The sequence below is a fragment of the Pseudomonas sp. ChxA genome (assembly GCF_030263855.1).
Taxonomy (GTDB): Bacteria; Pseudomonadota; Gammaproteobacteria; order Pseudomonadales; family Pseudomonadaceae; genus Aquipseudomonas; species Aquipseudomonas fluorescens_CB.
The window spans coordinates 813,019-837,400 of sequence record NZ_JARPMK010000001.1 but is presented as its reverse complement, the minus strand read 5'-3'; the positions used below and the strand labels follow the sequence as shown (position 1 = coordinate 837,400).

Sequence of the window (24,382 nt, the reverse complement as noted above, 5' to 3'; positions counted from 1 at the left end):
GTGTCCTTGATCAGCTCGAATGTGAGAGCCGCGAAACTAGCACTCACAGGCGGGCAGATCGCCAGGCAAAATCCGATGATTTTGACAGACTAATCGCACCGCAGCAGACAAAACCACAGCGATTCTCAGTGCCGGGCAGCCATTGCCTGACAGAGCTTCGCGATGGCCTCGACCATCTGCCCGCTGGGCCGCTCCAGCCCCTTGTCGGGCACGACCTGCAAACGACCTTCAGCCACCGCTGCCATCTGAGGCCAGGCCTTCCACTCGTCGAGTTGCGCCTGATCACCCGCCAGGATCAGTTGGGGATTGCGCTGCAACACCGACTCGACGCTGACCTGCGGTGCGGGCAGCTTAAGATCGGCAAACACGTTGCGGGCGCCGCATACCTCCAAGGCATCACTGATGATCTGCCCACCGCCCACGGTGTACAGCGGCTGGTTCCACACCTGGTAAAACACGCGCAACGGTTCGGCGCGCCGATAACGTTGGCGCAGCTTGGCCAGGCGTTGACGTAGCTGCGCGGCCAGTTGCCGGCCAGCATCCGCACGGCCCAACTGCTCGGCGATGGCTTGGACCTGAACCGTCAGCTGTTCAAGGCTATGGGGTTCGGCCACATAGACCGGGATATTCAGGCGTTGCAACTGTTCGCGCTGGGCCGGGCCGACACTGCCGGGCCAGAGCAGAATAAGGTCGGGCTTGAGGCTGAGCAGGCGCTCCATATTGAGCTGGCCGTACTGCCCAACCGATGGCACCTGCGCCAATGCCGCCGGGCGTTCGCCACCGTCGAGCACGCCCACCAGTAAGTCGGCGGCGCCCAGTTCGACCACGATTTCAGACAGGGATGGCGCCAGGCTGACGACGCGTTCAACCGCAATCGCCTGGGCACTGAATGCCAGCACCAGAAGCGACAGCCAATAGCGCCTCATCCCAGTTGGCGCGGGATGCGGTAGAGGTAAAACAGCACCAGTGTCGACAGCGCCAGCAGAAACAGCGGCACCGCTTCGAGGCCGACGAACACCGCCAACGCGCCGATCCAGGCCGGTAGTGCAGCCACCAGCAACGCCGTGCGGCGACGGGCCGCAAGGGTGATCCAGGCAGCCGGTTCTTCGGGCGTATCGAGCGCTTTGGAAGTGGCGATCAGTGCGTGTTTATAGCCATGAAAATAACGCAGGCTCAGAAACATCGAGGCCACGCCGGCAATAAAGAACGGCATGGCCAACACGGGAAGCAGGGATTGGGCTTGCCCAAACACCAGGTTAAGCACGAACAGCGGGAACAATGCCAGGGCCAGGTACTGCCACCAGTTGAAGGACAGTCGCCGTTTTACCTGGCCACGGGTCACGCGCGGTCGACCTCGCCCTGATGCTCGTTGCCCATCATGTGGTCGAGCTTGCTGGCTTTGGTCGCCAGGTAGAGTTTGTTGTGCGGGTTTTGCCCGGTGTGCAGCGGCACGCGCTCGGCCACGGTAATGCCCATCTCGGTCAAGGCTTTGACCTTGCGCGGGTTGTTAGTCATCAAACGCAGGGATTTGACGCCCAAATGCTCCAGCATCGGCAGGCAGATCGCGTAGTCACGCTGGTCGGCGGCGAAGCCCAGGCGTTCGTTGGCTTCGACCGTATCAGCGCCGCCGTCTTGCAGCTCGTAGGCGCGGATCTTGTTCATCAGGCCAATGCCACGGCCTTCCTGACGCAAGTACAGCAACACGCCACGGCCTTCACGGGCAATGGCGCGCATGGCTGCTTCCAGTTGCGAACCGCAGTCACAGCGCTGGCTGAACAAAGCGTCGCCGGTCAGGCACTCGGAATGCACGCGGCCCAGCACTGGCGCGCCGTCGGCGATGTCCCCCAGGCTAAGCACAACGTGCTCGCGGCCGGTGGCTTCTTCGAGAAAGCCGTTCATGGTGAACGTGGCAAAGGGGGTAGGCAGCTTGGAAGCGGCGACGAAAACGACGGGCACCGTGTGCTCCTGATTTCAGATTTCACAGAGGGCGTCATTGTAACAGCAGGTTCCTACAGACGCTTAAGCTGAATTATCGCTGATAAAGATCAATAGGTTCGATTGGCCTTCGTCCTGGTTCTATGCAGGTCAGAACGGGTATGGCTGCTTCCAGTGCGCGAAAATCGGCTTCAGCTCGCCGCTCTTTACCAGTACAGCCATGCGTTGGTCGTACACGCCCATCAGCGCCCGGCCCCTGTCGGTGTCGGCAAAGCCGATGTAGAGCGGCAGTTCGGCTATATGAGTGAGCTTGAATTGCGCCGGGTCATCCGACTGGCTGAGCACGTATTTGGCTTCAGTGAGGGCATCAATATAGAAGTCGGCGCGGCCGTGTTGCAGCATTGGCAGGATGCCACTCCGACGTTCGATCTGGTTGAAGCGGCGCACATTCGGCAAATACTCCTCGTACTTGTAACCACGCACCCAGGCCAGGCGGTAATTGCCCAGCGTGGCGATGCTCGGCGCAGGTGTGGCTGCCATCCCGAGGGCGTAGATGTGGTCGGAATCGAAATTCCAGTGCGGGTACAGAACGCCAGTGGCCTCATCGCGATAGGAACCGACCCAGCCATCCACCTCGCCACGCTGGGCCAGGCCGACCGAACGGGTATACGGCACGCTGCGGGTTTGCACGGTAATGCCCACCGGCTCGAAGATCTGACGTAACACATCCCAGGCCAGGCCCGTGCCGTCTTTGTTGGTGTAGTCGTTCCATTGCTCACTGGCCAGCATGATCTTGCCAGGCACCGAGGCTTCATCCGCAAGAACCTGGAATGCCAAGGCGCACAACACTATCAGCAGCCAACGGCGCACACCCATGGTGACAACCTCCTGCACTGGGGGAACCGTATAGAGGGTAGCGCAGGTCTGTCGCTTACGGCGTGTCGCGAAAATGCTGATAGCCGCGCACGGCCGGCGTGATGTCTTGCCCGGCGGCGTCCAGCAGCGTCACACCCTGCCCCGCCGCAACCCGACCGATCACGTGGATCGGCCAGCCGCCCGCCACCAACGGCGCCCGCTCGGCCGGTGGCAAGGTGAACACCAACACATAGTCGTCGCCCCCGCTCAATGCCGCCACGCGAGCCTCGTCATCGCCAACAAACGCCAGCAACGCCTGGGATAACGGCAGCGTCTCACGCTCAATGACCAGACTGACAGCCGATGCCTTGGCGATATGCCCACAATCGGCCAGCAGGCCGTCGGAGATATCCATCGCAGACGTGGCCTTACCCCGAAGCGCGAGGCCCAGCGCCAACTGCGGTTGCGGTGACCAGTAATGGGCGAGCAGCGGATCAGCGATAGCCGCGTCCGCCGTGCGTTGCCCCAATACCAGCGGCAAAGCACCGGCAGCGTTACCCAACTCCCCGCCCACACACAGTAAGTCACCCGGCTGCGCGCCGCTGCGAACCAACGCCTGCCCGGCCGGCACACGGCCAAACACGGTCAGGGTCAGGCTCAACGGCCCACGTGTGGTGTCGCCGCCCACCAGGCCCACGCCGCAGCTCTGCGCCATGGCGTTCAAACCCTGGGCATAGCGTTGCAGCCAATCGGCATCGACGGTTGGCGTAGTGAGTGCAAGGGTGAAGGCCAGAGGATGGGCGCCCATGGCGGCCAAGTCGCTGACTGCCACGGCCAACGAGCGCTGGCCGAGCAGGAACGGGTCACAGGGCTCAGCGAAGTGCACGCCGGCCACCAACGTATCGGTGGAAATTGCCAGTTGCTCCCCGGCGGGGAGCGCGAGCAAGGCGCAGTCGTCGCCGATCCCCAGCGCAATGCCTTCGCCGCCCTGCGCACAGGGCGCGGCGGCGAAGTAGTTGCGGATCAGCTCGAACTCACCCATTCGGCACTCAAGCGACTTAGCGCTTGTGTTCCTTCACTTCGGCTTCACGCAGGCGCGGGGCCAGCTTGTCGAGCACGCCGTTGACGAACTTGTGGCCGTCGGTCGAACCGTAGACTTTCGCCAGTTCGATACCTTCGTTGATCACCACGCGGTACGGCACGTCGACGCGCTTGAGCAGCTCCCAGGTGGACAGGCGCATCACGCACAGTTCAACCGGGTCGAGTTCTTCGATGGTCAGGTCCAGGCATGGCGCCAGAGCCGTGTCGATCTCGGTCAGGTTGGCATGCACACCGTGCAGGATGTCGTGGAAGTAGCTCTGGTCGGCGAACGTAAAGTCGTTATCGACGCGAAACTGCGCTTCGATTTCGTTCAGCGAAGCGCCCGCCAGCAGACGCTGGTACAGCGCCTGGGTCGCGAGTTGACGCGCTTTACGACGCTTTTCGCTTTTGGATGGCTTGCCGGCATCGGCTGGACGCGGATCCTGAGGGTTGAACTGATCGCTCTCGTCGGAAATCACTTGGCCTCCAACTGCGACAGCAGGCTGACCATTTCCAGTGCGGACAAGGCAGCTTCTGTGCCCTTGTTACCGGCCTTGGTGCCGGAACGTTCGATGGCTTGCTCGATGGAATCTACGGTCAGTACGCCGAAAGCGACTGGCACGCCGAACTCCATGGACACCTGGGCCAAGCCCTTGGTGCATTCGCCAGCCACGTATTCGAAGTGCGGAGTACCGCCACGAATGACCGCGCCCAGGGCGATGATCGCCGCGTATTCACCCTGCTGTGCAACTTTCTGCGCAACCAGTGGAATTTCGAAGGCGCCAGGGGCGCGGATGATAGTGATGTCGCTCTCGCTCACACCGTGGCGAACCAGGGCATCCACGGCACCGCTTACCAGGCTTTCAACCACGAAGCTGTTGAAGCGGCCAACCACCAGGGCATAGCGGCCTTTGGGGGCGATGAAGGTACCTTCGATGGTCTTCAGGGTCATTCGACAAATCTCTTAAAGAGCCGGGACGCGAAAAGTGCGTCCCTCAGTGATGATTTAACCGCGAACAAGGGGCAGAAAACGCCGGCCTTTATTCGGAGGGCACGTATTCTACAACTTCCAGATCGAATCCGGATATCGCATTAAATTTCATCGGTGCGCTCATCAGGCGCATTTTGCGCACACCGAGGTCACGCAGGATCTGCGAACCGGCACCGACGATGCTGTAGGTGGTCGGTGTCTTGACCTGGGTGTGCTCGGCAGTTTCACGAATATGCGCGAGCAATACGTCGCCATCCACCGGGTTGCCGAGCAACAGCACCACACCGCTGCCAGCCTCGGAAACCGCGGCCATGGCGGCGCGCAGGCTCCAGCGGCCCGGCTGCTTGACCATCAGCAGGTCGCGCAGCGGGTCCATGTTGTGCACGCGCACCAGGGTCGGCTCTTCGGCGCAAATATTCCCCAAGGTGAGGGCCATGTGCACGTCGCCTTCGACTGAATCACGGTAGGTCACCAGGTTGAACTGGCCCAGTTCGCTGTCCAGCGGCTGCTCGGCAATCCGCTGAACGGTACGTTCGTGGATCATGCGGTAGTGAATCAGGTCGGCAATGGTACCGATCTTGATGCCGTGCTCAGCGGCAAACGCCTCGAGTTCGGCGCGACGGGCCATGGTGCCGTCGTCGTTCATCACTTCGCAGATCACCCCGCTCGGTTCGAAACCGGCCATGCGCGCCAGGTCGCAGGCGGCCTCGGTGTGGCCGGCACGCGCGAGGGTGCCGCCCGGCTGGGCCATCAGCGGGAAAATGTGGCCCGGGCTGACGATGTCTTCGGCCTTGGCGTCTTTGGCCGCAGCGGCTTGCACCGTGCGCGCGCGGTCGGCGGCGGAAATACCGGTGGTGACGCCGGTGGTCGCTTCAATCGATACGGTGAACTTGGTGCCGAAACCCGAGCCATTGCGCGGCGCCATCAACGGCAGCTTGAGCAGCTCGCAGCGCTCGCGGCTCATGGGCATGCAGATCAGCCCACGGGCGTGCTTGGCCATAAAGTTGATGTGCTCGGGCTTGCACGCCTCAGCGGCCATGATGATGTCGCCTTCATTCTCGCGATCTTCGTCATCCATCAGGATGACCATCTTGCCTTGGCGGATGTCTTCAACCAGTTCTTCGATGCTATTGAGCGCCACGCGGCACCCCCTTGGTCAGGATTTCAGGTAGCCGTTAGCGGCCAGAAAGCTTTCAGTGATGTTCCCGCGCCCTTGTAAAGAGTCAGGCTCAGCTGCCTTATCGCCCATAAGCAGGCGCTCCAGGTAACGGGCAAGCAAGTCGACTTCCAGGTTCACCCGGCGACCTGGCTGGTACGACGCCATGATGGTTTCGCTCAGGGTGTGCGGGATGATGGTCAGTTCGAATTCGGCGCCATTCACGGCGTTCACGGTCAGGCTGGTGCCGTCGACGGTGATCGAGCCTTTGTGGGCGATGTACTTGGCCAGCTCTTTCGGCGCACGGATACGAAATTCCACGGCGCGCGCGTTTTCGCTGCGGGCAACCACTTCGCCGACGCCGTCGACGTGGCCGCTGACCAGGTGGCCGCCCAAACGGGTGGTCGGGGTCAGGGCTTTCTCCAGGTTTACCGGGCTGCCGGCCGCAAGATCGTTCATCGCGGTGCAGTCCAGGGTTTCCCGGCTGACGTCGGCGGCAAAGCCGTTACCCGGCAACTCGATGACGGTCAGGCACACGCCGCTGACGGCGATGCTGTCGCCCAGCTTGACGTCGCCAAGATCGAGCTTGCCGGTTTCAACCAGCAGGCGCACGTCGCCGCCTTTGGGGGTCATGGCGCGGATGCTGCCGATGGATTCGATAATGCCGGTGAACATGGCCTTCTCCTGGAAAACGGTGCGGGCGCTTGAGCGCCCGGTCAGAATTATACGCTCGCTGGTGGTAGCGGGATGGCAGTGACTCGCCAGTCGTCGCCTACAGCGCGCATTTCAGTGATCTTGAGTTGGGGGGCATCGGCCAGTTTCTCAAGCGGCCAGTCCAGCAAAGGCCGGGCGGCGGAGCCCAAGAACTTACCGGCGACGAAAATCACGTACTCGTCGACCAGGCCTTGCTGGGCAAACGCGCCCGCCAGGCTTGGGCCGGCCTCTACCAACACCTCGTTAACACCACGGGCAGCCAGCGCCACCAGCGCCGAACGCAGGTCGACCTGCCCTTCAACGCCCGGCACCACCAGGCATTCCGGGCCACGAGGGAACTGGTTTTCCGGGGTGACGCAAGTGATGACCAGCGCCGGGCCAGCCTTGAAGAACGGTGCGTTGAGCGGCACCCGCAGGCGACCGTCGATCAGCACGCGCAATGGCGGGCGCAACATGGCCAGTGCGGTGGTTTCTGCGTCCAGGCCCAACTCGGCGGCGCGCACGGTCAGGCGCGCACCGTCGGCCAGCACCGTGTCGGCGCCGGTCAGCACCACACTGGCCTCGGCGCGCAGGCGCTGCACGGCGGCGCGGGCAGCCGGCCCGGTGATCCATTGGCTTTCGCCGCTAGCCATCGCGGTACGGCCGTCTAGGCTCATGGCCAGCTTGACCCGCACAAATGGCAGGCCGTGTTCCATACGCTTGAGGAAGCCGGGGTTCAGCGCGCGCGCTTGGTGTTCCAGCACGCCGCTGTGGGTTTCGATGCCGGCTTGAGCCAAGCGCTGCAGGCCGCGCCCGGCGACCTCCGGGTTCGGGTCCTGCATCCCGGCCACCACGCGTGCCACACCGGCGATCACCAGCGCATCGGCGCAGGGCGGCGTGCGCCCATGGTGGCTGCAAGGTTCGAGAGTCACGTACACCGTGGCGCCACGGGCCTTGTCACCGGCGGCACGCAGGGCGTTCGGCTCGGCATGGGGCTCGCCGGTGCGTTCATGCCAGCCTTCGCCGACAATCTGCCCATCCCGCACAATCACGCAGCCCACCCGTGGGTTGGGATGGGTGGTGTACAGGCCTTTGCGCGCCAGTTCGAGGGCGCGGGCCATGTAATGGGCGTCGAGGACGGCTTGTTCGGCAGACGGAGGGTTCATTCTTTGGCAGGCTCACGGGCCAGGCGGTCGATTTCTTCGCGGAACTCATTGAGGTCCTGAAAGCGTCGATACACCGAGGCGAAACGGATATAGGCGACTTCGTCGAGCTTTTGCAGCTCGCCCATCACCAGTTCTCCAACCACCAGGCTCTTGACCTCGCGCTCGCCGGTGGCGCGCAGCTTGTGCTTGATATGCACCAGCGCCGCCTCCAGCCGCTCGACACTCACCGGGCGTTTTTCCAGGGCGCGCTGCATACCGGCGCGCAGTTTTTCTTCGTCGAAAGGCTGGCGGCTGCCGTCGGATTTGATCAGACGTGGCAACACCAGTTCGGCGGTTTCGAAGGTGGTGAAACGTTCACCGCAGCCAGAGGCCAGGCATTCGCGCCGGCGGCGTACTTGATCGCCCTCGGCGACCAGACGCGAGTCAATGACCTTGGTGTCGTTGGCACCGCAGAAGGGACAGTGCATGGTTGGCAGGCAACAAAAAATGGGAGGGCCATGGTAGCGCATCCCCGTGGCAAGACAAGCCATAGCCTTTACGGTATATAGGCTGACTATTATGTTTCATATTTTTTAAGCCACGGATTTTGCCCTTTCTGGAGCCGTACATGCAGTTACGACCACTTGTTTTACTCGCCCTGTTCAGTTTCCTGGTCGCCTGTAGCAGCGAAGCCCCAAAACCATCGACGCCTCAACCCACGCCTGCCCAAGAGAAAAAAGTCCCCGGCATTGAAGACTTGGGCCCTTTGCCGGCTTACCAGCGGGAAATCAACGGCAGCCTGAATGGCGTGCCAGCCAACGCTGAAGTCGAACTGGCCCTGTTGGTGATCGATGAGCGTAACCGCCCGCAACAATTGCTCGCCAGCAGCGTACTCACCGGCAACGGCAAGCCACTGGCCTTCCGCCTGCGTTTTAACCCAGAGGCTTTCCCAACTGGTGCACGGGTTGAACTGCGCGGTCGCGCCAGCCAGTCCGGCCAGTTGATCCTGCACCTGCCTGCGGTGCGTATCACCCAGGCGATCACTCAGACCACCGGCCCGCTGCAACTCGTCCCGGCACCATGACGCCACCGCTGGGCCTGCAACGCGCCCTGAGCGAACTGATCGGCGACGCGCAACTGGTGCCCTGCCCGCTGCCGGGCACTGAGTTGTCGTTGTGGCTGCTGGACGCAGGCAACATGGACCGTGCCTTCAGCCAGGAAGAGACCCGGCGCATCCTGCATGAACCGCCGTACTGGAGTTTTTGCTGGGCCAGCGGATTGGCACTGGCGCGATACCTGGCGGCGAATCCCGAGTGGGTGGCGGGCAAACGCGTGCTGGATTTTGGCGCCGGTTCCGGCGTGGCCGCGATTGCTGCGGTTAAAGCCGGTGCCCTGGAAGTGGTGGCCTGCGATCTTGACCCGCTGGCCCTGGCCGCTTGCCGGGCAAATGCCGAACTCAATGGTGTGGCGCTGGGTTACTCAGCCGACTTTTTTGCCGAGGCCGACCGCTTCGACCTGATCCTGGTGGCCGACGTACTCTACGACCGCGCCAACCTGCCGCTGCTCGACCAGTTCCTGACGCGCGGCCGCGAAGCGCTGGTGGCCGACTCACGGGTACGCGACTTCCAGCACCCGGCTTATCAGCGCCTGGACATCCTCGATGCGCTGACGCTGCCGGACCTGGCCGAGCCTTGGGAGTTTCGCAAGGTGAGCCTGTACCACTCGCGGCGTTAAGGCTCAGCGTTACAAATTTTCAGCAATAGATCGACTAAGACAGAGCGCGAAAGGCCATGGAGAATATTGTCCCTTCACACACGCCGTGGACAATCAACCCATATGCCTTTGCACACAGTTTTGCTTATCGGCTGGCGGGCTGAGGCCTTGCAAATAGCCAGGTATCTGCCTAACCTTCGTCGCAATACACCCGCCATGCCTCTGGTTGCGTCAGCAACCAAGCACAAATTGTGCGGGTTTTTTATGCCCGGTATTTTTTGAGCATGAGGGCGTTCAGCAAACCTGCCATCGACGTTCCTGCACAGTTGGAACTGCTCAAGCTACGTGGACTGATTATTCACAATGAGGCCCGTGCAGAACGCTTCTTGCAATCAGTGAGCTTTTTTCGGCTCAGCCCCTACATGCGACCTTTCCAACGACCGGAAGACCGTGATCATCACTTTCGTGAAGGTAGCCAGTTGGGCCAACTGACGCGGCTCTACGACTTCGACCGGAGGCTGCGCTTACTCACCATGGATGCCCTCGAGCGAGTCGAAATTGCATCACGCTCAGTCATCAGCAACCACATGGGGCCAACCCATGGCAGCCATTGGTATATCAATCCACAGATATTTCACTCGGCATTTGATCATCAACGACTGCTGACAGCGCTGTCCAACAAGCAAACCACGGCGGCACGTGACTACCAACGCGAATGCGAGCGTATCGATAGATCCCAAGCCAGCAACAACAGAAAGGATCTTCTTAAACGCCAAAGGGCGAAAGAAAGCTATGCCCGTCATTATCCAGTGACCTACGCCCATCCATCCCTGATGCCGGGCTGGGCGATGCTGGAGGAATTGACACTGGGTGACCTCTCCCACCTTTACAAAGGGCTGGCCAAGGATGCTGATAAGAAGGCCATTGCCAGACGCCTGATGCTGCCGGCCCCCCTCATGCAGTCGTGGCTGCACACCCTGACGACCATCCGAAACATTTGCGCCCATCATTCAAGAATGTGGAACCGGGAATTGGGAATTCGTCCCGAGTTACCGAAGAAAGCCAATTTTTTGTGGCCGGAACATCTGTTTCAACCCGGGCAACATAGCCGCATGTTTTCGGTACTCTGCATTCTGAATCATCTGATGCGTCAAGTAAGCCCGCACACTCGTTGGGGCCAACATTTGTATCAACTGATCAGCGAATTTCCGGACGTCAGCTTAAAGGCGATGGGTTTTCCTCACGACTGGCATCAGGACCCTTTTTGGCACACGCCTCACGCCTGACTCCCCGTGCAGCTTCCGGTCAACCTCGCCAGCCCTTATAGTTGCCCCATTCCCGCTTTATTCGAGACGCCCCATGAGTGAGCCCACGCCGTACATCTTCGACGCCACCACTGCTACGTTCGACCAGGCAGTGATTCAGAACTCATTCGAAAAACCCGTGCTGGTGGATTTCTGGGCCGAGTGGTGCGCGCCGTGCAAGGCATTGATGCCGATGCTGGCGAAAATCGCCGAGAGTTATCAGGGCGAGTTGCTGCTGGCCAAGGTCGATTGCGAGGCCGAGCAGGACATCGTCGCGCGTTTTGGCATTCAAAGCCTGCCCACGGTGGTGCTGTTCAAGGACGGCCAACCGGTGGATGGGTTTGCCGGGGCGCAGCCGGAGTCGGCCGTGCGAGCGATGCTGGAGCCGCACGTGAAGATGCCGCCACCCAAAGCGGCTGACCCGTTGGAACAGGCCCAGGCGTTGTTTACCGAGGGCCGTATCAGCGATGCCGAAGCGGTGCTGGTGGTGCTGCTGGGTGAAGATAACACTAACGCCGCCGCGCTGATTTTGTACGCACGCTGCCTGGCCGAACGCGGCGAACTGGGCGAAGCCCAAAGCGTGCTCGACGCGGTAAAAAGCGACGACCACAAAGCCGCCCTCGCCGGCGCCAAGGCGCAAATCACCTTCCTGCGCCAGGCTGCCGACCTGCCGGATGCCGCCGACTTGAAAAGCCGCCTGGCGCAAGACCCGCAGGACGATGAAGCCGCCTATCAGCTGGCGATTCAGCAACTGGCGCGCCAGCAATACGACGCCGCGCTGGAAGGCCTGCTCAAGCTGTTTATTCGCAACCGCAGCTACAGCGAAGGCCTGCCGCACAAGACCTTGCTGCAAGTGTTCGAACTGCTCGGCAATGACCACCCGCTGGTCACGGTGTACCGTCGCAAGTTGTTCGCCGCGCTGTATTAATCGCCGATCCAGCTGTACAGCGGCGTATCCCCGCCGCTGGCCACTTTCACACTGGCACTGTGGCGCAGCCTTACCAGCAGGCGTTTGCCTGAGGCCGAATCACCGGCCAAGCCTTCAAGCTGATCAAGCAACTCAAGCCCATTGAGTTGCCCGGCCTTGCGCAACAGGTCCTGGGCGTGCTGCCATAAATCATCGTTGTGTTTGACCGGCGCAACAGCGGGCGCACTCGGCGCCGGTGTTGCCTGCAAGTGCTCGCCCAGGCGCGCCCAATCGCCGTCATCGAGTTCCAGGGTCAAATCCACCGGCAAGTCACCGACGGTTCCACGAATTCGCAACATCGCTCTTACTCCCGCAGTTTTCCGACATGCATGCTCCCACGCGACTTGCGCAACGCCAAGCGGGCGTTCAAACTGGCGGCAATATTGTTATAAGATCACATAACAAAACTTTCATCTTATGGAGCCTTCTCATGCGCCGTCTGCTGCTCGCCTTGCCGTTTGCCCTGCTGCCCCTGGCCGTCGCCCACGCCGCCGATGAACACGATCATGAGCATGAACACGCCAGCCTCGGTGCGCACGAGCATGGTGTCGGCCGCCTCAATGCGGTACTCGACGGCCAGGCGCTTGAGTTGGAGTTCGACAGCCCGGCCATGAACCTTGTGGGCTTTGAACACAAGGCCACCACGCCTGCCGACAAAGCCAAGGTCGCCGCCGCGCGCAAGCAGCTGGAAAACCCACTGGCGCTGTTCAACCTGCCCAAATCTGCCGGTTGTGTGATCAGCACCCAGGAACTCAACAGCCCGTTGTTTGGCGATAAGCCTGAAGCCGACCATGATGAAGACGATGACGACCACGCCACCGACGGCAAAGGCGCTGCCGCCCACGAACATCATCACGACCACAGCGAAATCCACGCCCACTACCAGTTCACCTGCGCCACGCCGACGGCTCTGAGCAACCTCGACCTGACCCAAGTGTTCAAGACCTTCCCTGCCACCCAGAAGATTCAGGTACAACTGATCGGCCCAAGCGGCCAGCAAGGTGTTGAAGCGACGGCCACGACCGCCACTCTTAAATTCTGATTTGAAACACGATCAATGTGGGAACTGGCTTGCTGTGGCGAGGGAGCTTGCTCCCGCTGGACCGGGCTGGCGCTCCAGTGAGAGGCGGTCCCTGCTTTTTTCTGGGGCTGCTACGCAGCCCAGCGGGAGCAAGCTCCCTCGCCACAAAAGCCAGCTCCCACATGACATTGGTGCCATCATCCAAATCAAACCAGACCACTGATTCCCTATGACCCAAGCACTGATCGAACTGTCTGACCTGGGCTTTAACTGGCCCGGCCACCCGCAGTTGCTGGACATCCCCGCGTTCCGCCTGGAAGCGGGGGAAACCTTGTTTCTCAAAGGCCCGAGCGGCAGTGGCAAAACCACCTTGCTCGGGCTGTTGGGCGGCGTGCAGAAACCCAGCCGTGGCAGCATTCGCCTGCTCGGCCAGGAGCTGACCGAACTCTCGGCCGGTGCCCGCGACCGCTTCCGCGTTGATCACACGGGTTATATCTTTCAGCAATTCAACCTGCTGCCGTTTCTCTCCGTGCGCGAGAACGTCGAGCTGCCGTGTCACTTTTCCAAGCTGCGTGCGCAACGGGCGACTCAGCGTCACGGCAGTGTCGACCAGGCCGCCGCAACGTTGCTGGCGCATTTGGGCTTGAAGGACCAAGACCTGCTGGAGCGCCGTGCCGACTCGCTGTCCATCGGCCAGCAACAGCGCGTGGCCGCCGCCCGCGCGCTGATCGGCCAACCGGAACTGGTGATTGCCGACGAACCCACCTCGGCCCTGGACTACGACGCCCGCGAAGCGTTTATACGGCTGTTGTTTGCCGAATGCCGCGAAGCCGGCGCCAGCCTGTTGTTTGTCAGCCATGACCAGAGCCTCGCGCCGCTGTTCGACCGCCACCTGTCGCTGGCCGAACTCAATCGCGCCGCCACGCCCGCAGAGGTTTGAGATGTATTTGTTCCGTCTAGCCATGGCCAGCCTGGCTAACCGCCGCTTTACCGCGATCCTCACCGCCTTCGCCATCGCGCTTTCGGTGTGTCTGTTGCTCGCCGTGGAACGCGTGCGTGTGGAAGCGCGCAACAGTTTCGCCAGCACCATCAGCGGCACTGACCTGATCGTCGGCGCCCGTTCCGGCTCGGTCAACTTGCTGCTGTACTCGGTATTCCGCATCGGCAACGCCACCAATAACATCCGTTGGGACAGCTTCGAGCACTTCGCCGCCAGCCCGCAGGTGAAATGGGCGATCCCGATTTCCCTCGGCGACTCGCACCGTGGCTATCGCGTGATGGGCACCAACGCGTCCTACTTCGAGCATTACCAATACGGCCGCAAGCAGAACCTCGAACTGGCCAGCGGCCGCGCTTTCGCCACTGACCCGTTTGAAGTGGTGCTCGGCGCCGAAGTGGCGGATGCGCTGCACTACAAGCTCGGCGACAAGCTGGTGCTGGCCCACGGTGTAGCAGTGGTCAGCCTGGTCAAGCACGATGACAAACCGTTTACCGTGGTCGGTATTCTCAAGCGCACCGGCACGCCGGTGGACCGCACGCTGCACATCAGCCTCGGCGGCATGGAGGCCATCCATATCGATTGGCACAACGGCGTGCCGGCCCAGGGCAAAGGCCGTATCAGTGCCGACCAGGCGCGCAATATGGACCTGACGCCGCAAGCGATCACTGCGTTTATGCTCGGCCTGAACAACAAGATTTCCACCTTCGCGTTGCAACGCGAGATCAATGAGTTTCGTGGCGAGCCGATGCTGGCAATATTGCCCGGCGTGGCGCTGCAAGAGCTGTGGAGCATGATGGGTACCGCCGAAAAAGCGCTGTTCGTGATCTCGCTGTTCGTGGTGCTGACGGGCTTGATCGGCATGCTCACGGCGATTCTCACCAGCCTCAATGAACGCCGCCGCGAGATGGCGATTCTGCGCTCGGTGGGCGCACGGCCGTGGCACATTGCGACACTGCTGATCTTCGAAGCCTTCGCGCTGGCGTTGTCTGGCGTAGTGGCGGGCGTGGGCCTGCTGTACCTGTGCATCGCAGCGTCACGTGGGTATTTGCAGGCCAACTACGGCCTGGACCTGCCGATGTCGTGGCCGAGTGAATATGAATGGACCTTGCTCGCCGGTATCCTCGCCGCAGCGCTGTTGATGGGCAGCGTGCCCGCGTGGCGCGCCTATCGGCAATCTTTGGCCGATGGCCTGTCCATACGTTTATGAGGAAGCTGTCGATGCGCCGTGCCCTGTTTGCGCTGTTGCTGCTGGTGGTGGTGCCCGCCTGGGCCGACGAGCAGCCCAAGGACCTGTCGTGGCAGGAAATGATCCCACCGGACGCGCCGCCGGAAATCCCTAATATGAAACCGCTGCACGACCTGTCGAACATGGCCGATGCGCTCTCGGTCGAGGCCGCGCCTGCGGCCAAACAGGAACTGCCCAACGCGCCGGTGGTGCAGAGCCTTAACGGCAAGCACATCCGTTTGCCGGGCTATATCGTGCCGCTGGAAGTCAGCGAAGAAGGCCGCACCACCGAGTTTTTGCTGGTGCCATATTTCGGCGCGTGCATCCACGTACCGCCGCCGCCGTCGAACCAGATCGTGCATGTAAAAAGCGAAGTCGGCGTGAAGCTGGATGAGCTGTATCAGCCGTATTGGATCGAAGGTGCGATGCAGGTCAAGCCGTCTTCCAGTGAGCTGGCCGACGCCGGTTACCAGATGGATGCCGAGAAGATTTACGTCTACGAACTGCAGGAGTAACGCTGATCGAGCTTTCATTGAGCTGAGTCAAAAGATCGGACGGAACGATCTTTACCATTGGACGTACAACTTTTAAACGTCCTTTTGGAGCTCCCATGAACAAGTCTCTGCTCGGCGCGTCCCTCTTCGCGCTCGCCCTCGCCGCCCCTGTCGCACACGCTCACGAAGCGGGTGACATTCTGATTCGCGCCGGTGCAATCACCGTGAACCCGAAAGCAGACAGCGGCCACGTGAAGGTTGACCAGGGGCCGTTGGCCGGCACCAACCTGGGCGGCAAGGCGACCATGAGCAGCGACACCCAACTGGGCCTCAACTTCGCCTACATGATCACCAACCACATCGGTATCGAACTGCTGGCCGCCACGCCGTTCGAGCATGACGTGAAGATCAAGAACACCGCCCTGGGCGCCGCCAACGGCAAGCTCGGTACGCTCAAGCACCTGCCGCCGACCTTGAGCGTCGTGTACTACCCGCTGGACAACAAGTCCGCGTTCCAGCCGTATGTAGGCGCCGGTATCAATTACACCTGGATCTACGACGAGCACGTCGGCAGCCGCGCCGAACAAGCCGGCTTCAGCAACTTCAAGGCTGAAAACTCCTGGGGCTGGGCCGCGCAGATCGGCGCCGACTACATGATCAACGACAAGTGGATGATCAACGCCCAGGCGCGTTATATCGACATCAGCACCAAGGCGACTGTGGATAACAATGCGCTGGGCCAAGGCACACGTGCCAAGGTCAATGTGGATGTTGACCCGATGGTTTACATGGTGGGTATTGGTTACAAGTTCTAAACAACACTGCGTAACCCAATGTGGGAGCTGGGTTTGTGTGGGAGTCGGGCTTGCCCGCGATGCAGTCACCTCGGTGTATCAGTGATACCGGGGTGATGCTATCGCAGGCAAGCCAGCTCCCACACAACCCCAGCTCCCACATTTTTTTGTGTTGCCTTCAGCTATGTCGGTAGAACCGATCCAGCAACGCCGGTAACCCCGCCCGCCACGCCCGTGGCTTGATGCCGAAGGTGTGGAGGATTTTCTTGCAGGCCAGCACCGCGTGCTGCGGCTCGTCCGCCGCATCCGGCCGGGCCGCGTGGGCCTGGGCAGTGGGCGACTCGATCGCCAGCGGATGGAAATTGCGCGCTTCGGTAAGGATCGCCTGGCCCAGCGCCAACGGCGTGGTCGCTTCGTGGCCAGCGTAGTGATAGGTGCCCCACAGCGGCGCCGCACAATCCAGTTGCTTGAGCACGGAGATGATCACCCGCGCCGCGTCGTCCACCGGCGTCGGGTTGCCGCGCCGGTCATCGGCCATCAGCAATTCATCCGGCTTCTCGGCACGCGCCAGGAAGCGCCCGAGGGTACCATCGACACTGTCATCCAGCAGCCAGCCAAAGCGCAGCAGCACATGTTGCGGGCAAGTGGCGCGCACGCTCTGCTCGATCCGCCATAACGCCTGGCCGCGCAGGCCCAAGGGCACCGGCTCGTCTTTTTCGCTGTAGGCGGTGGCGCGGGAGCCATCGAACACGCGGTAGCTGGACGGTTGCAGCAAGGTGATGTTGTGGTGCTGGCACAGTTCGGCCAGGCGTTCGATGGCGAACTCCTGTGCGGCCAGGCGTGTTTCGCTGACTGCTTCGGCCTGGAACCAGTCGAAATAGTAGGCGAGGTTGATCAGCGCATCGGGACGGGTGTCGTCGAGCAATTGGGTGAGGCTCGCGGCATCCCAGCCGTCTTGGGGCGGTTTAGGTGCGAGGAAACCGATGTCTTCCTCTGCACCGAGGCGAATCAGCGCCTGCCCGAGGGCATTCCCGCCGCCCAGTAACATAAGGCGCATTCGCATAGATTGAGCAGGCCCGGTCTGTTTGGAACGATGGTTATTATCGGCAGGCGTGTGCGCCTTGCCGTAGGTTGTTGCCAGAATCGTTGCATTTTGCGGGTTTGTAGCGCAACCGTCACGGACAAAGTACCTGATTGCAACTTGTTGGCATGGGCAGTATCAATCAATAGATGAACCTTCCCGAATCAACCGACACGGTATTGGACGGCTTCCACCCCGCCGTCAGCGCCTGGTTTGGCAACACCTTCCCCTCGGTGACCGGCGCTCAGGCGCAGGCGTGGCCGCTGATCCGCCAACGCCGCTCAACCTTGATCGCCGCGCCCACAGGCTCCGGTAAGACCCTGACCGCGTTCCTGGCGGTGCTCGATGACCTGGTGCATCAAGGCTTGGCCAATGGCGGGCAACTGCCGGACGAGACGCTGGTGGTGTACGTGTCGCCGCTCAAGGCGCTGTCCAACGACATCCAGATCAACCTGCAAAACCCGCTGGCCGGCATCACCGCGCAATTGCAGGCGCTGGGTTTGCCACCGCTGACTATCCGCACCGCCGTGCGCACCGGCGACACGCCGCAAAAAGACCGCGCACTGATGCGCAAACGGCCGCCGCATATCCTCGTCACCACGCCGGAATCCCTCTACGTGCTGCTGGGCTCGGACTCCGGTCGGCAGATGCTGGCCAGTACGCGCACGGTGATCGTCGACGAAATCCACGCCATCGCCGCCGGCAAGCGCGGCAGCCACCTGGCTCTGAGCCTGGAGCGCCTGCAAGGGTTATGCAGCGAGCCGTTGACCCGCGTCGGCCTGTCGGCCACGCAAAAGCCTATCGAAGCGGTGTCACGCTTTTTGGTCGGCAGCGGGCGTGAGTGCGCCATCGTCGATATCGGCCACGCGCGCCCCCGCGACCTGGATATCGAAGTACCCCCGGTGCCGCTCTCGGCGGTAATGGCCAACGATGTGTGGGAATTGGTCTACGACCGCCTCGCCACACTGGCCCGCGAACACCGTACTACGCTGGTGTTCGTCAACACACGGCGCTTGGCCGAACGCTTGGCCCGGCACCTGAGTGAGCGTTTGGGCAAGACCGCCGTGGCCGCACACCACGGCAGCCTGGCCAAAGAGCTGCGCCTGGACGCCGAGCAACGGCTCAAGGCCGGCGGGCTGCAAGTGCTGATCGCCACCGCGTCGCTGGAGTTGGGGATTGATATCGGTGAGGTCGACCTGGTGTGCCAGATCGGCTCGCCCGGTTCCATCAACGGTTTTCTGCAAAGGGTCGGGCGTTCCGGCCACCAGGTCGGCGGCACGCCCAAGGGGCGACTGTTCGCCACCACCCGTGATGATTTGATCGAATGCGCCGCCCTGCTTGACTGCGTGCGGCGCGGCGAGCTGGACACCTTGCACATCCCCATCGCCCCGCTGGACGTGCTGGCCCAACAGATCATCGCCGAAGTCAGCGCCCGCGAATGGCCAGAGCAGGCGTTGCTGGACCTCATCCGCCGCGCCTCACCCTACGCCGCACTCGATGAGCGCCACTACCAGGCGCTGCTGCACATGCTTGCCGACGGCTATAACGGCCGCCAGGGCATCCGCAGCGCCTACCTGCACCGTGACGCCGTGACCCACACCCTGCGCGCCCGCCGTGGCGCCAAACTGACCGCCGTGACCAGCGGCGGCACCATCCCCGACAACGCCGACTACAGCGTATTGCTGGAGCCTCAGAGCCTGAACATCGGCAGCGTCAACGAAGACTTCGCGGTGGAAAGCATCGCCGGGGATATCTTCCAACTCGGTAATACGTCCTACCGAATCCTGCGGGTAGAAAGCGGCAAGGTACGGGTCGAAGATGCCCACGGCCAGCCGCCGACCATCCCCTTCTGGCTGGGTGAGGCGCCGGGGCGCAGCAACGAGTTATCGGCGGCAGTCGCGCGTTTTCAGGGGCAGTTGGACGCCCTGCTCAGCACCACGCCCGGTGACCTGCAACCCGCGCAAGACTGGCTCACCGCCAGCCTTGGCCTGAACCGCGCCAGCGCCGAGCAGATCCTTGATTACCTGGCCCGTGCGCGCCTGGCGCTGAGCGCCTTGCCGTCCCAGGACACATTGATCATGGAGCGGTTTTTCGATGAGTCCGGCGGCACTCAACTGATCATCCACACGCCGTTCGGCAGCCGCATCAATCGCGCCTGGGGCCTGGCACTGCGCAAGCGTTTTTGCCGCACGTTCAACTTTGAATTGCAGGCGGCCGCCAGTGAAAATGCAATCGTGCTGTCGCTGTCCACCAGCCACAGTTTTGAGCTGGATGAAGTGTGGCGCTATGTGCATAGCAACAGCGCCGAGCACCTGCTGATCCAGGCTGTGCTGGATGCGCCGCTGTTTGGCGTGCGCTGGCGCTGGAATGCGGGTGTGGCCCTGGCGTTGCCGCGTTATACCGGCGGGCGCAAGGTGGCGCCGCAGATCCAGCGCATGAAAAGCGAAGACCTGATCGCCAGCGTGTTTCCCGACCAGATTGCTTGCCTGGAAAACCTTGCCGGCGAGCGCGAAGTACCCGAACACCCACTGGTTGAGCAAACCCTCGACGACTGCCTGCACGAAGCCATGGACAGCGAGGGTTGGCTGAACCTGTTGCGGCGCATGGAGCGTGGAGAAGTGCGCCTGATCAGCCGCGACCTGCCCGCGCCCTCGCCCATGGCCGCGGAGATTCTCAGCGCGCGGCCCTACACCTTTCTCGACGACGCACCGCTGGAGGAGCGCCGCACCCAGGCCGTGCTCAACCGTCGTTGGAGCGACCCGCACAGTACCGACGACCTTGGCGCGCTGGACGCCGAGGCCATTGCCGGCGTCCGTGAAGAAGCCTGGCCCGCGCCCCATGGCCTGGATGAAATGCATGAGGCGCTGATGAGCCTGGCGTGTATCGCCGGCAACGAAGTCACGCCGCAATGGGCCGAGTGGTTGCACGCCTTGGCCAAGGGCGGGCGCGCCTATCAACTGGACAATGGCCTGTGGGTGGCGGTGGAACGCCTGAGTTGCCTGCAAGCGGTCTATCCGAATGGCTTGCCGTTATTGCCGGGCTTCGATGAGCCCTGGACCTTTGACGATGCACTGGCCGAAGTGCTGCGCGCGCGCCTTGGTGGGTTCGGCCCGTTGACCCTGGCCGAGATCGCTACGCCGTTGGCCCTGCCAGCCGAGGATATCAGCCAGTCACTCGCGCGCCTGGAGCGGGAAGGCTACGTACTGCGCGGCCGTTTCAGCCCCGGCGCCACCCAGGAACAATGGTGCGAGCGGCATTTGCTCGCGCGTATCCATCGCTACACAGTCAAGCGTCTGCGCCGGGAAATCGAGCCGGTGGCGTTGCAGGACTTCATGCGTTTTCTGTTCGATTGGCAGCATCTGTCCGACGGCACTCGCGGCCAGGGCAGCGCAATGTTGCCGCAGATTGTCGGGCAGTTCGAAGGTTACGCCGCCGCCACCTCGGCCTGGGACAGTGACTTGCTCAGTGCGCGGCTCAAGGACTATTCCTCCACCTGGCTCGACGAGCTGTGCCGCAGCGGCAAGCTGGTATGGACGCGCCTGAGCAACAAGGCCGGTGCCCTGGCATTGCGCAGTACGCCGGTGGTGTTGCTGCCGCGCAGCCAAGTGCCGTTGTGGAGCGGGCTGACCGAACCGACCGACAGCACTACGCTGTCGCCCAAGGCGCAAAAAGTCCACCTGGCGCTACGTGAACACGGCGCGCTGTTTTTCGACGAACTGGTGCACGAAGCCCATCTGCTGCGCAGCGAACTGGAAACCGCCTTGCAGGAACTGGTGGGCGCGGGGCTGGTGAATGCCGACAGCTTTGCCGGGCTGCGGGCCTTGACCACGCCCGCCAGCAAACGCCAGGCACGCAGCAGCCGGCGTGGGCGCGGGGCGTTTATCGGTGGTATGGACGACGCCGGGCGCTGGGCCTTGGTACGCCGCTCGCCCAGCGCCGCCGGCCCGCATTCCGCCGAGACCCTGGAGCATGTGGCGATGACCCTGCTGCGCCGTTATGGCGTGGTGTTCTGGCGGTTGCTGGAGCGGGAGGCCGACTGGCTGCCAAGCTGGCGCGAATTGCTGCGCACCTTCCATCGCCTGGAGGCGCGGGGCGAGATTCGCGGCGGGCGGTTTGTGAGTGGTTTGGCGGGGGAACAGTTTGCGCTGCCGGAAGCGATTCCGTTGCTACGTGAGGTCAGACGCCGGCCGCATGACGGCAGTTTGATTGCGGTGTGCGGGGCGGACCCGTTGAACCTGGTGGGGACCTTGCTGCCGGGCAATAAAGTGCCGGCGGTAAGCGGCAATCGGATTGTGTATCGCGATGGCTTGCCGGCGGCGGTGATGGTCGCGGGTAAGCAGCAGGTGTTGCTGGAGGAGGACTTGCAGGCAGTGCAGGAGAAGTTGATCAGGCGCTGAAACCTGTATGGACCTTGCCGGCCTCATCGCGGGCAAGCCCGGCTCCCACAGGGGAATGCATTCCAACTGTGGGAGCTGGCTTGCCTGCGATAAGCATAGGCATCTACACAACTTTTGGAGGCAGCCAATTTCTCCTGTGGCGAGCAGGCTTGCCCTGCGTTGGGTTGCGAAGCAGCCCCAAAAACTGGCGCTGAGTTCTTTCAGAAGGAATTTCAGTGTCTTTATTGGGGGCCGCTACGCAGCCCAACGCAGGGCAAGCCTGCTCGCCACAACAGCCCACTTGCCACAGACTTCGTATTAACCGGCTATGTAGATACCTATGCTGCGATGAGGCAGGAACAGTCATTACATCATTGAGGCCTGTGCTGCTCCGTCAACACCACCGCACCCGGCACCTCTTCACCCGCCTCATCCGCCACATGAGCAGGTCGCTTGGGCAGCCAAACCTGCTGTGGATAAGTCTGCGCGAAATGCACCTCATCACAGTTATCCACAAGCTTTTTCAGGCGCTGGTTAAACGCGCGGCTCACAGCATATTGCCCGCCCGACACGGTACGGAACTGCGCCGTCAGCACCACGCCGTTGAGGTCCATCTTGTCGACCCCGAACACTTCCAGCGGACCTTGCAGGTTGTACTTGAGGAACACATCGTCGCGGATCGACTGCCCCGCCTCACGGATCAGCTCCACAGCCTTGTCCACGTCGGTGTCATAGGTGAACTGCACCGAGAAGAACGCATAGGCAAACTGCCGCGACTGGTTGGTGACCGCCTTGATCTGCCCGAACGGCACCGAGTGCACAAAACCCTTGCCGTCTCGCAGGCGCAGGGTGCGGATGGTCAAGCCTTCCACGGTGCCGGCATGGCCGGAGTCGAGCACTACCCAATCGCCGATCGACAGCGTGTCTTCAATGATGATGAACAGGCCGGTGATCACGTCCTGCACCAACTGCTGCGAACCAAAACCGATGGCCAGGCCGACCACACCGGCACCCGCCAGCAGCGGCGCGACATTGATGCCCAGGTTGGCCATGGTGGTGATCGCGCAGATCACCACCAGCACGATTTTCACTGCATTGCGCAACAACGGCAGGATGGTCTTGACCCGCGTACTGGGCTGGCGACTGGAGCGCTTGTTGACCGGCGGCTTCAACGCCTCCTGGATTGCTGTGTCGAGCACCACCCAGAACAGCCAGGTCACCAGCAGGATCAGGCCGATGCTGCTCAGAGAATCGCTGATCGCACGCCCCACCGAGTTGCGCTGGGCAAACTCGAACAGCGAGATGCCCCAGATACGCCCGAGAATTTCGATAAAGGCGATGGCCATGGCGATGCGCAATATCGCGTGCAGCAGGCTCAGGAAGCGTTCCTTGTAGGCGCTGCTGCGCTGGATCGCCACCTGGCTGCGGGACTTGAACAAGTGTTGCAACACCGTGCTGAGAAATACCGTGCCGATCAACAGAATCGTGGTGAACAGCGCGCAACGCAGGGCCTTCTGGTTGTCATCACCGGCGCCGATCAGGTTGATCGCCGAGACCAGCACCATCAACAGAATCGGCCAATACCAAAGCCCGGAAAACACCCGCAGCGATTGCTGCAGCGCCGGGTGTTTGAGGCGCTGGGCCAGCGGCCGATTGCGGATCAGATGCGCGACTGGACGGCGCAGGCGCACCACCAGCACGCCGAAAATCACCGCCGCGAACAGGCCGGTAAACACCGCGATGCTGCTGGTGATATTGCCGCCCAACTGGCGCGCGATCTGTGGGCTGGTCAGGGCATCGCTGAGAGCGGCGAGAAAGCCGATCAGGAACAGCGGCTTGGGACAATAGTTGCGAATAATCTGCACGGCCGGGCGCTTGTGGCCGACGTTGAACATGACGATGACGCACAACAGCATCGACGTGGAGAAGATGCCGCTGCTGGTGGCATAGGCAAAACACAGCGCCAGCGCACGGCCTATGGAGCTGGGTAAAAAGTGGCTGACGTAAAGCGTCAGCGGCAGGCAGATCACGGCTGGAATCGTGTAGGGCACCACGTAGCCAAGAACGCCCTGCAGACGCCCGCGCTGTGCAACGAAACGCCGCCGACCCAGGCGTTGCACGCTAAAGCGCCCGAGCAGCGTGAGTGCCGCAAAGGCGCCGACCCACACCCCGGACAGCAGCAGGAAGTCCCCGGCCACGCTCCACGGCGAGCGTTGGGCGGTTTGATCGACCAGGCGCCCGACTTCATCCGCCGCACGGTCGGCGCGCAGGCGCCAGGCGTCGATGAGGTTCTGGTTGAGGTCGAGTTTGTCTTGCACATCGTCAATGCTGGAGCTGATGGCGCCGAGCAGGCCACCTTCGACCAGCAACTCCGGCTTGGCTGGAGCCTCAGCTGCCGCAGGCGCCGCGGCCGCGGCTTGCAACGCGCCATTGCCACACACCAACAGCGCGACGAGCAGTAATGCAGTCTTTAGATTCAGCAAAACACTGGGCTCCTTCAGCAGGGTCTGTAAGGAACTGACGGGTTTGAGCGCTGATCGTTCCCACACTCT

General features: G+C 62.1%; 24 protein-coding genes. 10 read left to right on the top strand and 14 right to left on the bottom strand.

Annotated features, from left to right (window positions below; translation table 11 throughout):
• Positions 1–125: 125 nt before the first annotated feature.
• From P5706_RS03675 to nrdR, 11 genes are all read right to left on the bottom strand, one after another.
• A complete protein-coding gene (locus P5706_RS03675; RefSeq protein ID WP_285678577.1) occupies positions 126–926 on the bottom strand; it encodes a cobalamin-binding protein in 801 nt (266 codons plus the stop codon).
• A complete protein-coding gene (locus tag P5706_RS03670; protein ID WP_285678576.1) occupies positions 923–1,342 on the bottom strand; it encodes an MFS transporter in 420 nt (139 codons plus the stop codon). The genes P5706_RS03675 and P5706_RS03670 overlap by 4 nt, the downstream gene beginning before the upstream one ends.
• Positions 1,339–1,956 carry a GTP cyclohydrolase II gene (ribA, locus tag P5706_RS03665; protein WP_017135999.1) on the bottom strand — a complete coding sequence of 206 codons (618 nt, stop codon included), beginning with the start codon at positions 1,954–1,956 and terminating at the stop codon, positions 1,339–1,341. The genes P5706_RS03670 and ribA overlap by 4 nt, the downstream gene beginning before the upstream one ends.
• A gap of 129 nt (positions 1,957–2,085) precedes the next feature.
• Positions 2,086–2,811 (bottom strand): substrate-binding periplasmic protein, encoded by a 726-nt coding sequence (locus P5706_RS03660; RefSeq protein ID WP_200432069.1) that lies wholly within the window; start codon positions 2,809–2,811, stop codon positions 2,086–2,088.
• A gap of 55 nt (positions 2,812–2,866) precedes the next feature.
• Complete coding sequence (thiL, locus tag P5706_RS03655; RefSeq protein ID WP_285678575.1) at positions 2,867–3,832, bottom strand: thiamine-phosphate kinase; 966 nt, start codon at positions 3,830–3,832, stop codon at positions 2,867–2,869.
• A 16-nt stretch (positions 3,833–3,848) separates the two neighbouring features.
• A complete protein-coding gene (gene nusB, locus P5706_RS03650) occupies positions 3,849–4,349 on the bottom strand; it encodes a transcription antitermination factor NusB (protein ID WP_053258233.1) in 501 nt (166 codons plus the stop codon).
• Positions 4,346–4,822, bottom strand: a complete 477-nt coding sequence (gene ribH / locus P5706_RS03645; RefSeq protein ID WP_108574240.1) for a 6,7-dimethyl-8-ribityllumazine synthase — start codon at positions 4,820–4,822, stop codon at positions 4,346–4,348. Before ribH ends, nusB begins: the two co-directional genes overlap by 4 nt.
• Positions 4,823–4,910: 88 nt before the next feature.
• A complete protein-coding gene (ribBA, locus tag P5706_RS03640) occupies positions 4,911–6,002 on the bottom strand; it encodes a bifunctional 3,4-dihydroxy-2-butanone-4-phosphate synthase/GTP cyclohydrolase II (protein WP_200432067.1) in 1,092 nt (363 codons plus the stop codon).
• A 15-nt stretch (positions 6,003–6,017) separates the two neighbouring features.
• On the bottom strand, positions 6,018–6,692 hold the full coding sequence (locus tag P5706_RS03635; protein ID WP_285678573.1) for a riboflavin synthase: 675 nt from the start codon (positions 6,690–6,692) through the stop codon (positions 6,018–6,020).
• A 47-nt stretch (positions 6,693–6,739) separates the two neighbouring features.
• Complete coding sequence (gene ribD / locus P5706_RS03630) at positions 6,740–7,876, bottom strand: bifunctional diaminohydroxyphosphoribosylaminopyrimidine deaminase/5-amino-6-(5-phosphoribosylamino)uracil reductase RibD (protein ID WP_285678572.1); 1,137 nt, start codon at positions 7,874–7,876, stop codon at positions 6,740–6,742.
• Positions 7,873–8,343 (bottom strand): transcriptional regulator NrdR, encoded by a 471-nt coding sequence (gene nrdR, locus P5706_RS03625; protein WP_015886108.1) that lies wholly within the window; start codon positions 8,341–8,343, stop codon positions 7,873–7,875. Before nrdR ends, ribD begins: the two co-directional genes overlap by 4 nt.
• A 140-nt stretch (positions 8,344–8,483) precedes the next feature.
• Here nrdR and P5706_RS03620 point away from each other — a divergent pair, with 140 nt between their 5' ends.
• The 4 genes from P5706_RS03620 to trxA all read left to right on the top strand — a co-directional run bounded on the left by P5706_RS03620 (position 8,484) and on the right by trxA (position 11,800).
• Positions 8,484–8,939 (top strand): YbaY family lipoprotein, encoded by a 456-nt coding sequence (locus tag P5706_RS03620; RefSeq protein WP_285678571.1) that lies wholly within the window; start codon positions 8,484–8,486, stop codon positions 8,937–8,939.
• On the top strand, positions 8,936–9,589 hold the full coding sequence (locus tag P5706_RS03615) for a class I SAM-dependent methyltransferase (RefSeq protein ID WP_200432063.1): 654 nt from the start codon (positions 8,936–8,938) through the stop codon (positions 9,587–9,589). The genes P5706_RS03620 and P5706_RS03615 overlap by 4 nt, the downstream gene beginning before the upstream one ends.
• A gap of 263 nt (positions 9,590–9,852) precedes the next feature.
• A complete protein-coding gene (locus P5706_RS03610; protein ID WP_285678570.1) occupies positions 9,853–10,854 on the top strand; it encodes an Abi family protein in 1,002 nt (333 codons plus the stop codon).
• 73 nt (positions 10,855–10,927) lie between these two features.
• Complete coding sequence (gene trxA, locus P5706_RS03605; protein ID WP_285678568.1) at positions 10,928–11,800, top strand: thioredoxin; 873 nt, start codon at positions 10,928–10,930, stop codon at positions 11,798–11,800.
• Here trxA and P5706_RS03600 read toward each other — a convergent pair.
• On the bottom strand, positions 11,797–12,138 hold the full coding sequence (locus P5706_RS03600) for a hypothetical protein (protein ID WP_285678567.1): 342 nt from the start codon (positions 12,136–12,138) through the stop codon (positions 11,797–11,799). The genes trxA and P5706_RS03600 overlap by 4 nt on opposite strands.
• Before the next feature lie 131 nt (positions 12,139–12,269).
• On the opposite strand from P5706_RS03600, the gene P5706_RS03595 reads away from it, so the two are divergent.
• The 5 genes from P5706_RS03595 to P5706_RS03575 all read left to right on the top strand — a co-directional run bounded on the left by P5706_RS03595 (position 12,270) and on the right by P5706_RS03575 (position 16,394).
• Entirely contained in the window at positions 12,270–12,881 is a 612-nt protein-coding gene (locus P5706_RS03595; protein ID WP_285678566.1) for a DUF2796 domain-containing protein, read from the top strand.
• A 208-nt stretch (positions 12,882–13,089) separates the two neighbouring features.
• Entirely contained in the window at positions 13,090–13,800 is a 711-nt protein-coding gene (locus tag P5706_RS03590) for an ABC transporter ATP-binding protein (RefSeq protein WP_200432058.1), read from the top strand.
• Between the two features lies 1 nt (position 13,801).
• A complete protein-coding gene (locus tag P5706_RS03585; RefSeq protein WP_285678565.1) occupies positions 13,802–15,067 on the top strand; it encodes an ABC transporter permease in 1,266 nt (421 codons plus the stop codon).
• A gap of 11 nt (positions 15,068–15,078) precedes the next feature.
• Entirely contained in the window at positions 15,079–15,600 is a 522-nt protein-coding gene (locus P5706_RS03580; protein WP_056861907.1) for a DUF3299 domain-containing protein, read from the top strand.
• A 95-nt stretch (positions 15,601–15,695) separates the two neighbouring features.
• Positions 15,696–16,394, top strand: a complete 699-nt coding sequence (locus P5706_RS03575; RefSeq protein WP_017135983.1) for an OmpW/AlkL family protein — start codon at positions 15,696–15,698, stop codon at positions 16,392–16,394.
• 157 nt (positions 16,395–16,551) lie between these two features.
• On the opposite strand, the gene P5706_RS03570 is transcribed toward P5706_RS03575, so the two are convergent.
• The gene (locus P5706_RS03570; RefSeq protein WP_017135982.1) at positions 16,552–17,436 is read right to left on the bottom strand and encodes a sugar nucleotide-binding protein; all 885 of its coding nucleotides are present in this window, start codon (positions 17,434–17,436) and stop codon (positions 16,552–16,554) included.
• 167 nt (positions 17,437–17,603) lie between these two features.
• Between P5706_RS03570 and P5706_RS03565 the strand changes: the two genes are divergently transcribed.
• The gene (locus tag P5706_RS03565) at positions 17,604–21,851 is read left to right on the top strand and encodes a DEAD/DEAH box helicase (protein ID WP_285678564.1); all 4,248 of its coding nucleotides are present in this window, start codon (positions 17,604–17,606) and stop codon (positions 21,849–21,851) included.
• A 350-nt stretch (positions 21,852–22,201) separates the two neighbouring features.
• Here P5706_RS03565 and P5706_RS03560 read toward each other — a convergent pair whose 3' ends face one another.
• On the bottom strand, positions 22,202–24,313 hold the full coding sequence (locus P5706_RS03560) for a mechanosensitive ion channel family protein (RefSeq protein WP_285678563.1): 2,112 nt from the start codon (positions 24,311–24,313) through the stop codon (positions 22,202–22,204).
• Positions 24,314–24,382: the final 69 nt, after the last annotated feature.

Excerpts from the sequence above, each read along its gene's own strand:
- P5706_RS03675 (WP_285678577.1), bottom strand. The coding sequence starts at position 926 with ATGAGGCGCTATTGGCTGTCGCTTCTGGTGCTGGCATTCAGTGCCCAG.
- P5706_RS03660 (WP_200432069.1), bottom strand. The coding sequence starts at position 2,811 with ATGGGTGTGCGCCGTTGGCTGCTGATAGTGTTGTGCGCCTTGGCATTC.
- thiL (WP_285678575.1), bottom strand. The coding sequence starts at position 3,832 with ATGGGTGAGTTCGAGCTGATCCGCAACTACTTCGCCGCCGCGCCCTGT.
- ribH (WP_108574240.1), bottom strand. The coding sequence starts at position 4,822 with ATGACCCTGAAGACCATCGAAGGTACCTTCATCGCCCCCAAAGGCCGC.
- P5706_RS03635 (WP_285678573.1), bottom strand. The coding sequence starts at position 6,692 with ATGTTCACCGGCATTATCGAATCCATCGGCAGCATCCGCGCCATGACC.
- ribD (WP_285678572.1), bottom strand. The coding sequence starts at position 7,876 with ATGAACCCTCCGTCTGCCGAACAAGCCGTCCTCGACGCCCATTACATG.
- nrdR (WP_015886108.1), bottom strand. The coding sequence starts at position 8,343 with ATGCACTGTCCCTTCTGCGGTGCCAACGACACCAAGGTCATTGACTCG.
- P5706_RS03620 (WP_285678571.1), top strand. The coding sequence starts at position 8,484 with ATGCAGTTACGACCACTTGTTTTACTCGCCCTGTTCAGTTTCCTGGTC.
- P5706_RS03615 (WP_200432063.1), top strand. The coding sequence starts at position 8,936 with ATGACGCCACCGCTGGGCCTGCAACGCGCCCTGAGCGAACTGATCGGC.
- P5706_RS03610 (WP_285678570.1), top strand. The coding sequence starts at position 9,853 with ATGAGGGCGTTCAGCAAACCTGCCATCGACGTTCCTGCACAGTTGGAA.
- trxA (WP_285678568.1), top strand. The coding sequence starts at position 10,928 with ATGAGTGAGCCCACGCCGTACATCTTCGACGCCACCACTGCTACGTTC.
- P5706_RS03600 (WP_285678567.1), bottom strand. The coding sequence starts at position 12,138 with ATGTTGCGAATTCGTGGAACCGTCGGTGACTTGCCGGTGGATTTGACC.
- P5706_RS03595 (WP_285678566.1), top strand. The coding sequence starts at position 12,270 with ATGCGCCGTCTGCTGCTCGCCTTGCCGTTTGCCCTGCTGCCCCTGGCC.
- P5706_RS03590 (WP_200432058.1), top strand. The coding sequence starts at position 13,090 with ATGACCCAAGCACTGATCGAACTGTCTGACCTGGGCTTTAACTGGCCC.
- P5706_RS03585 (WP_285678565.1), top strand. The coding sequence starts at position 13,802 with ATGTATTTGTTCCGTCTAGCCATGGCCAGCCTGGCTAACCGCCGCTTT.
- P5706_RS03580 (WP_056861907.1), top strand. The coding sequence starts at position 15,079 with ATGCGCCGTGCCCTGTTTGCGCTGTTGCTGCTGGTGGTGGTGCCCGCC.
- P5706_RS03575 (WP_017135983.1), top strand. The coding sequence starts at position 15,696 with ATGAACAAGTCTCTGCTCGGCGCGTCCCTCTTCGCGCTCGCCCTCGCC.
- P5706_RS03570 (WP_017135982.1), bottom strand. The coding sequence starts at position 17,436 with ATGCGAATGCGCCTTATGTTACTGGGCGGCGGGAATGCCCTCGGGCAG.
- P5706_RS03565 (WP_285678564.1), top strand. The coding sequence starts at position 17,604 with ATGAACCTTCCCGAATCAACCGACACGGTATTGGACGGCTTCCACCCC.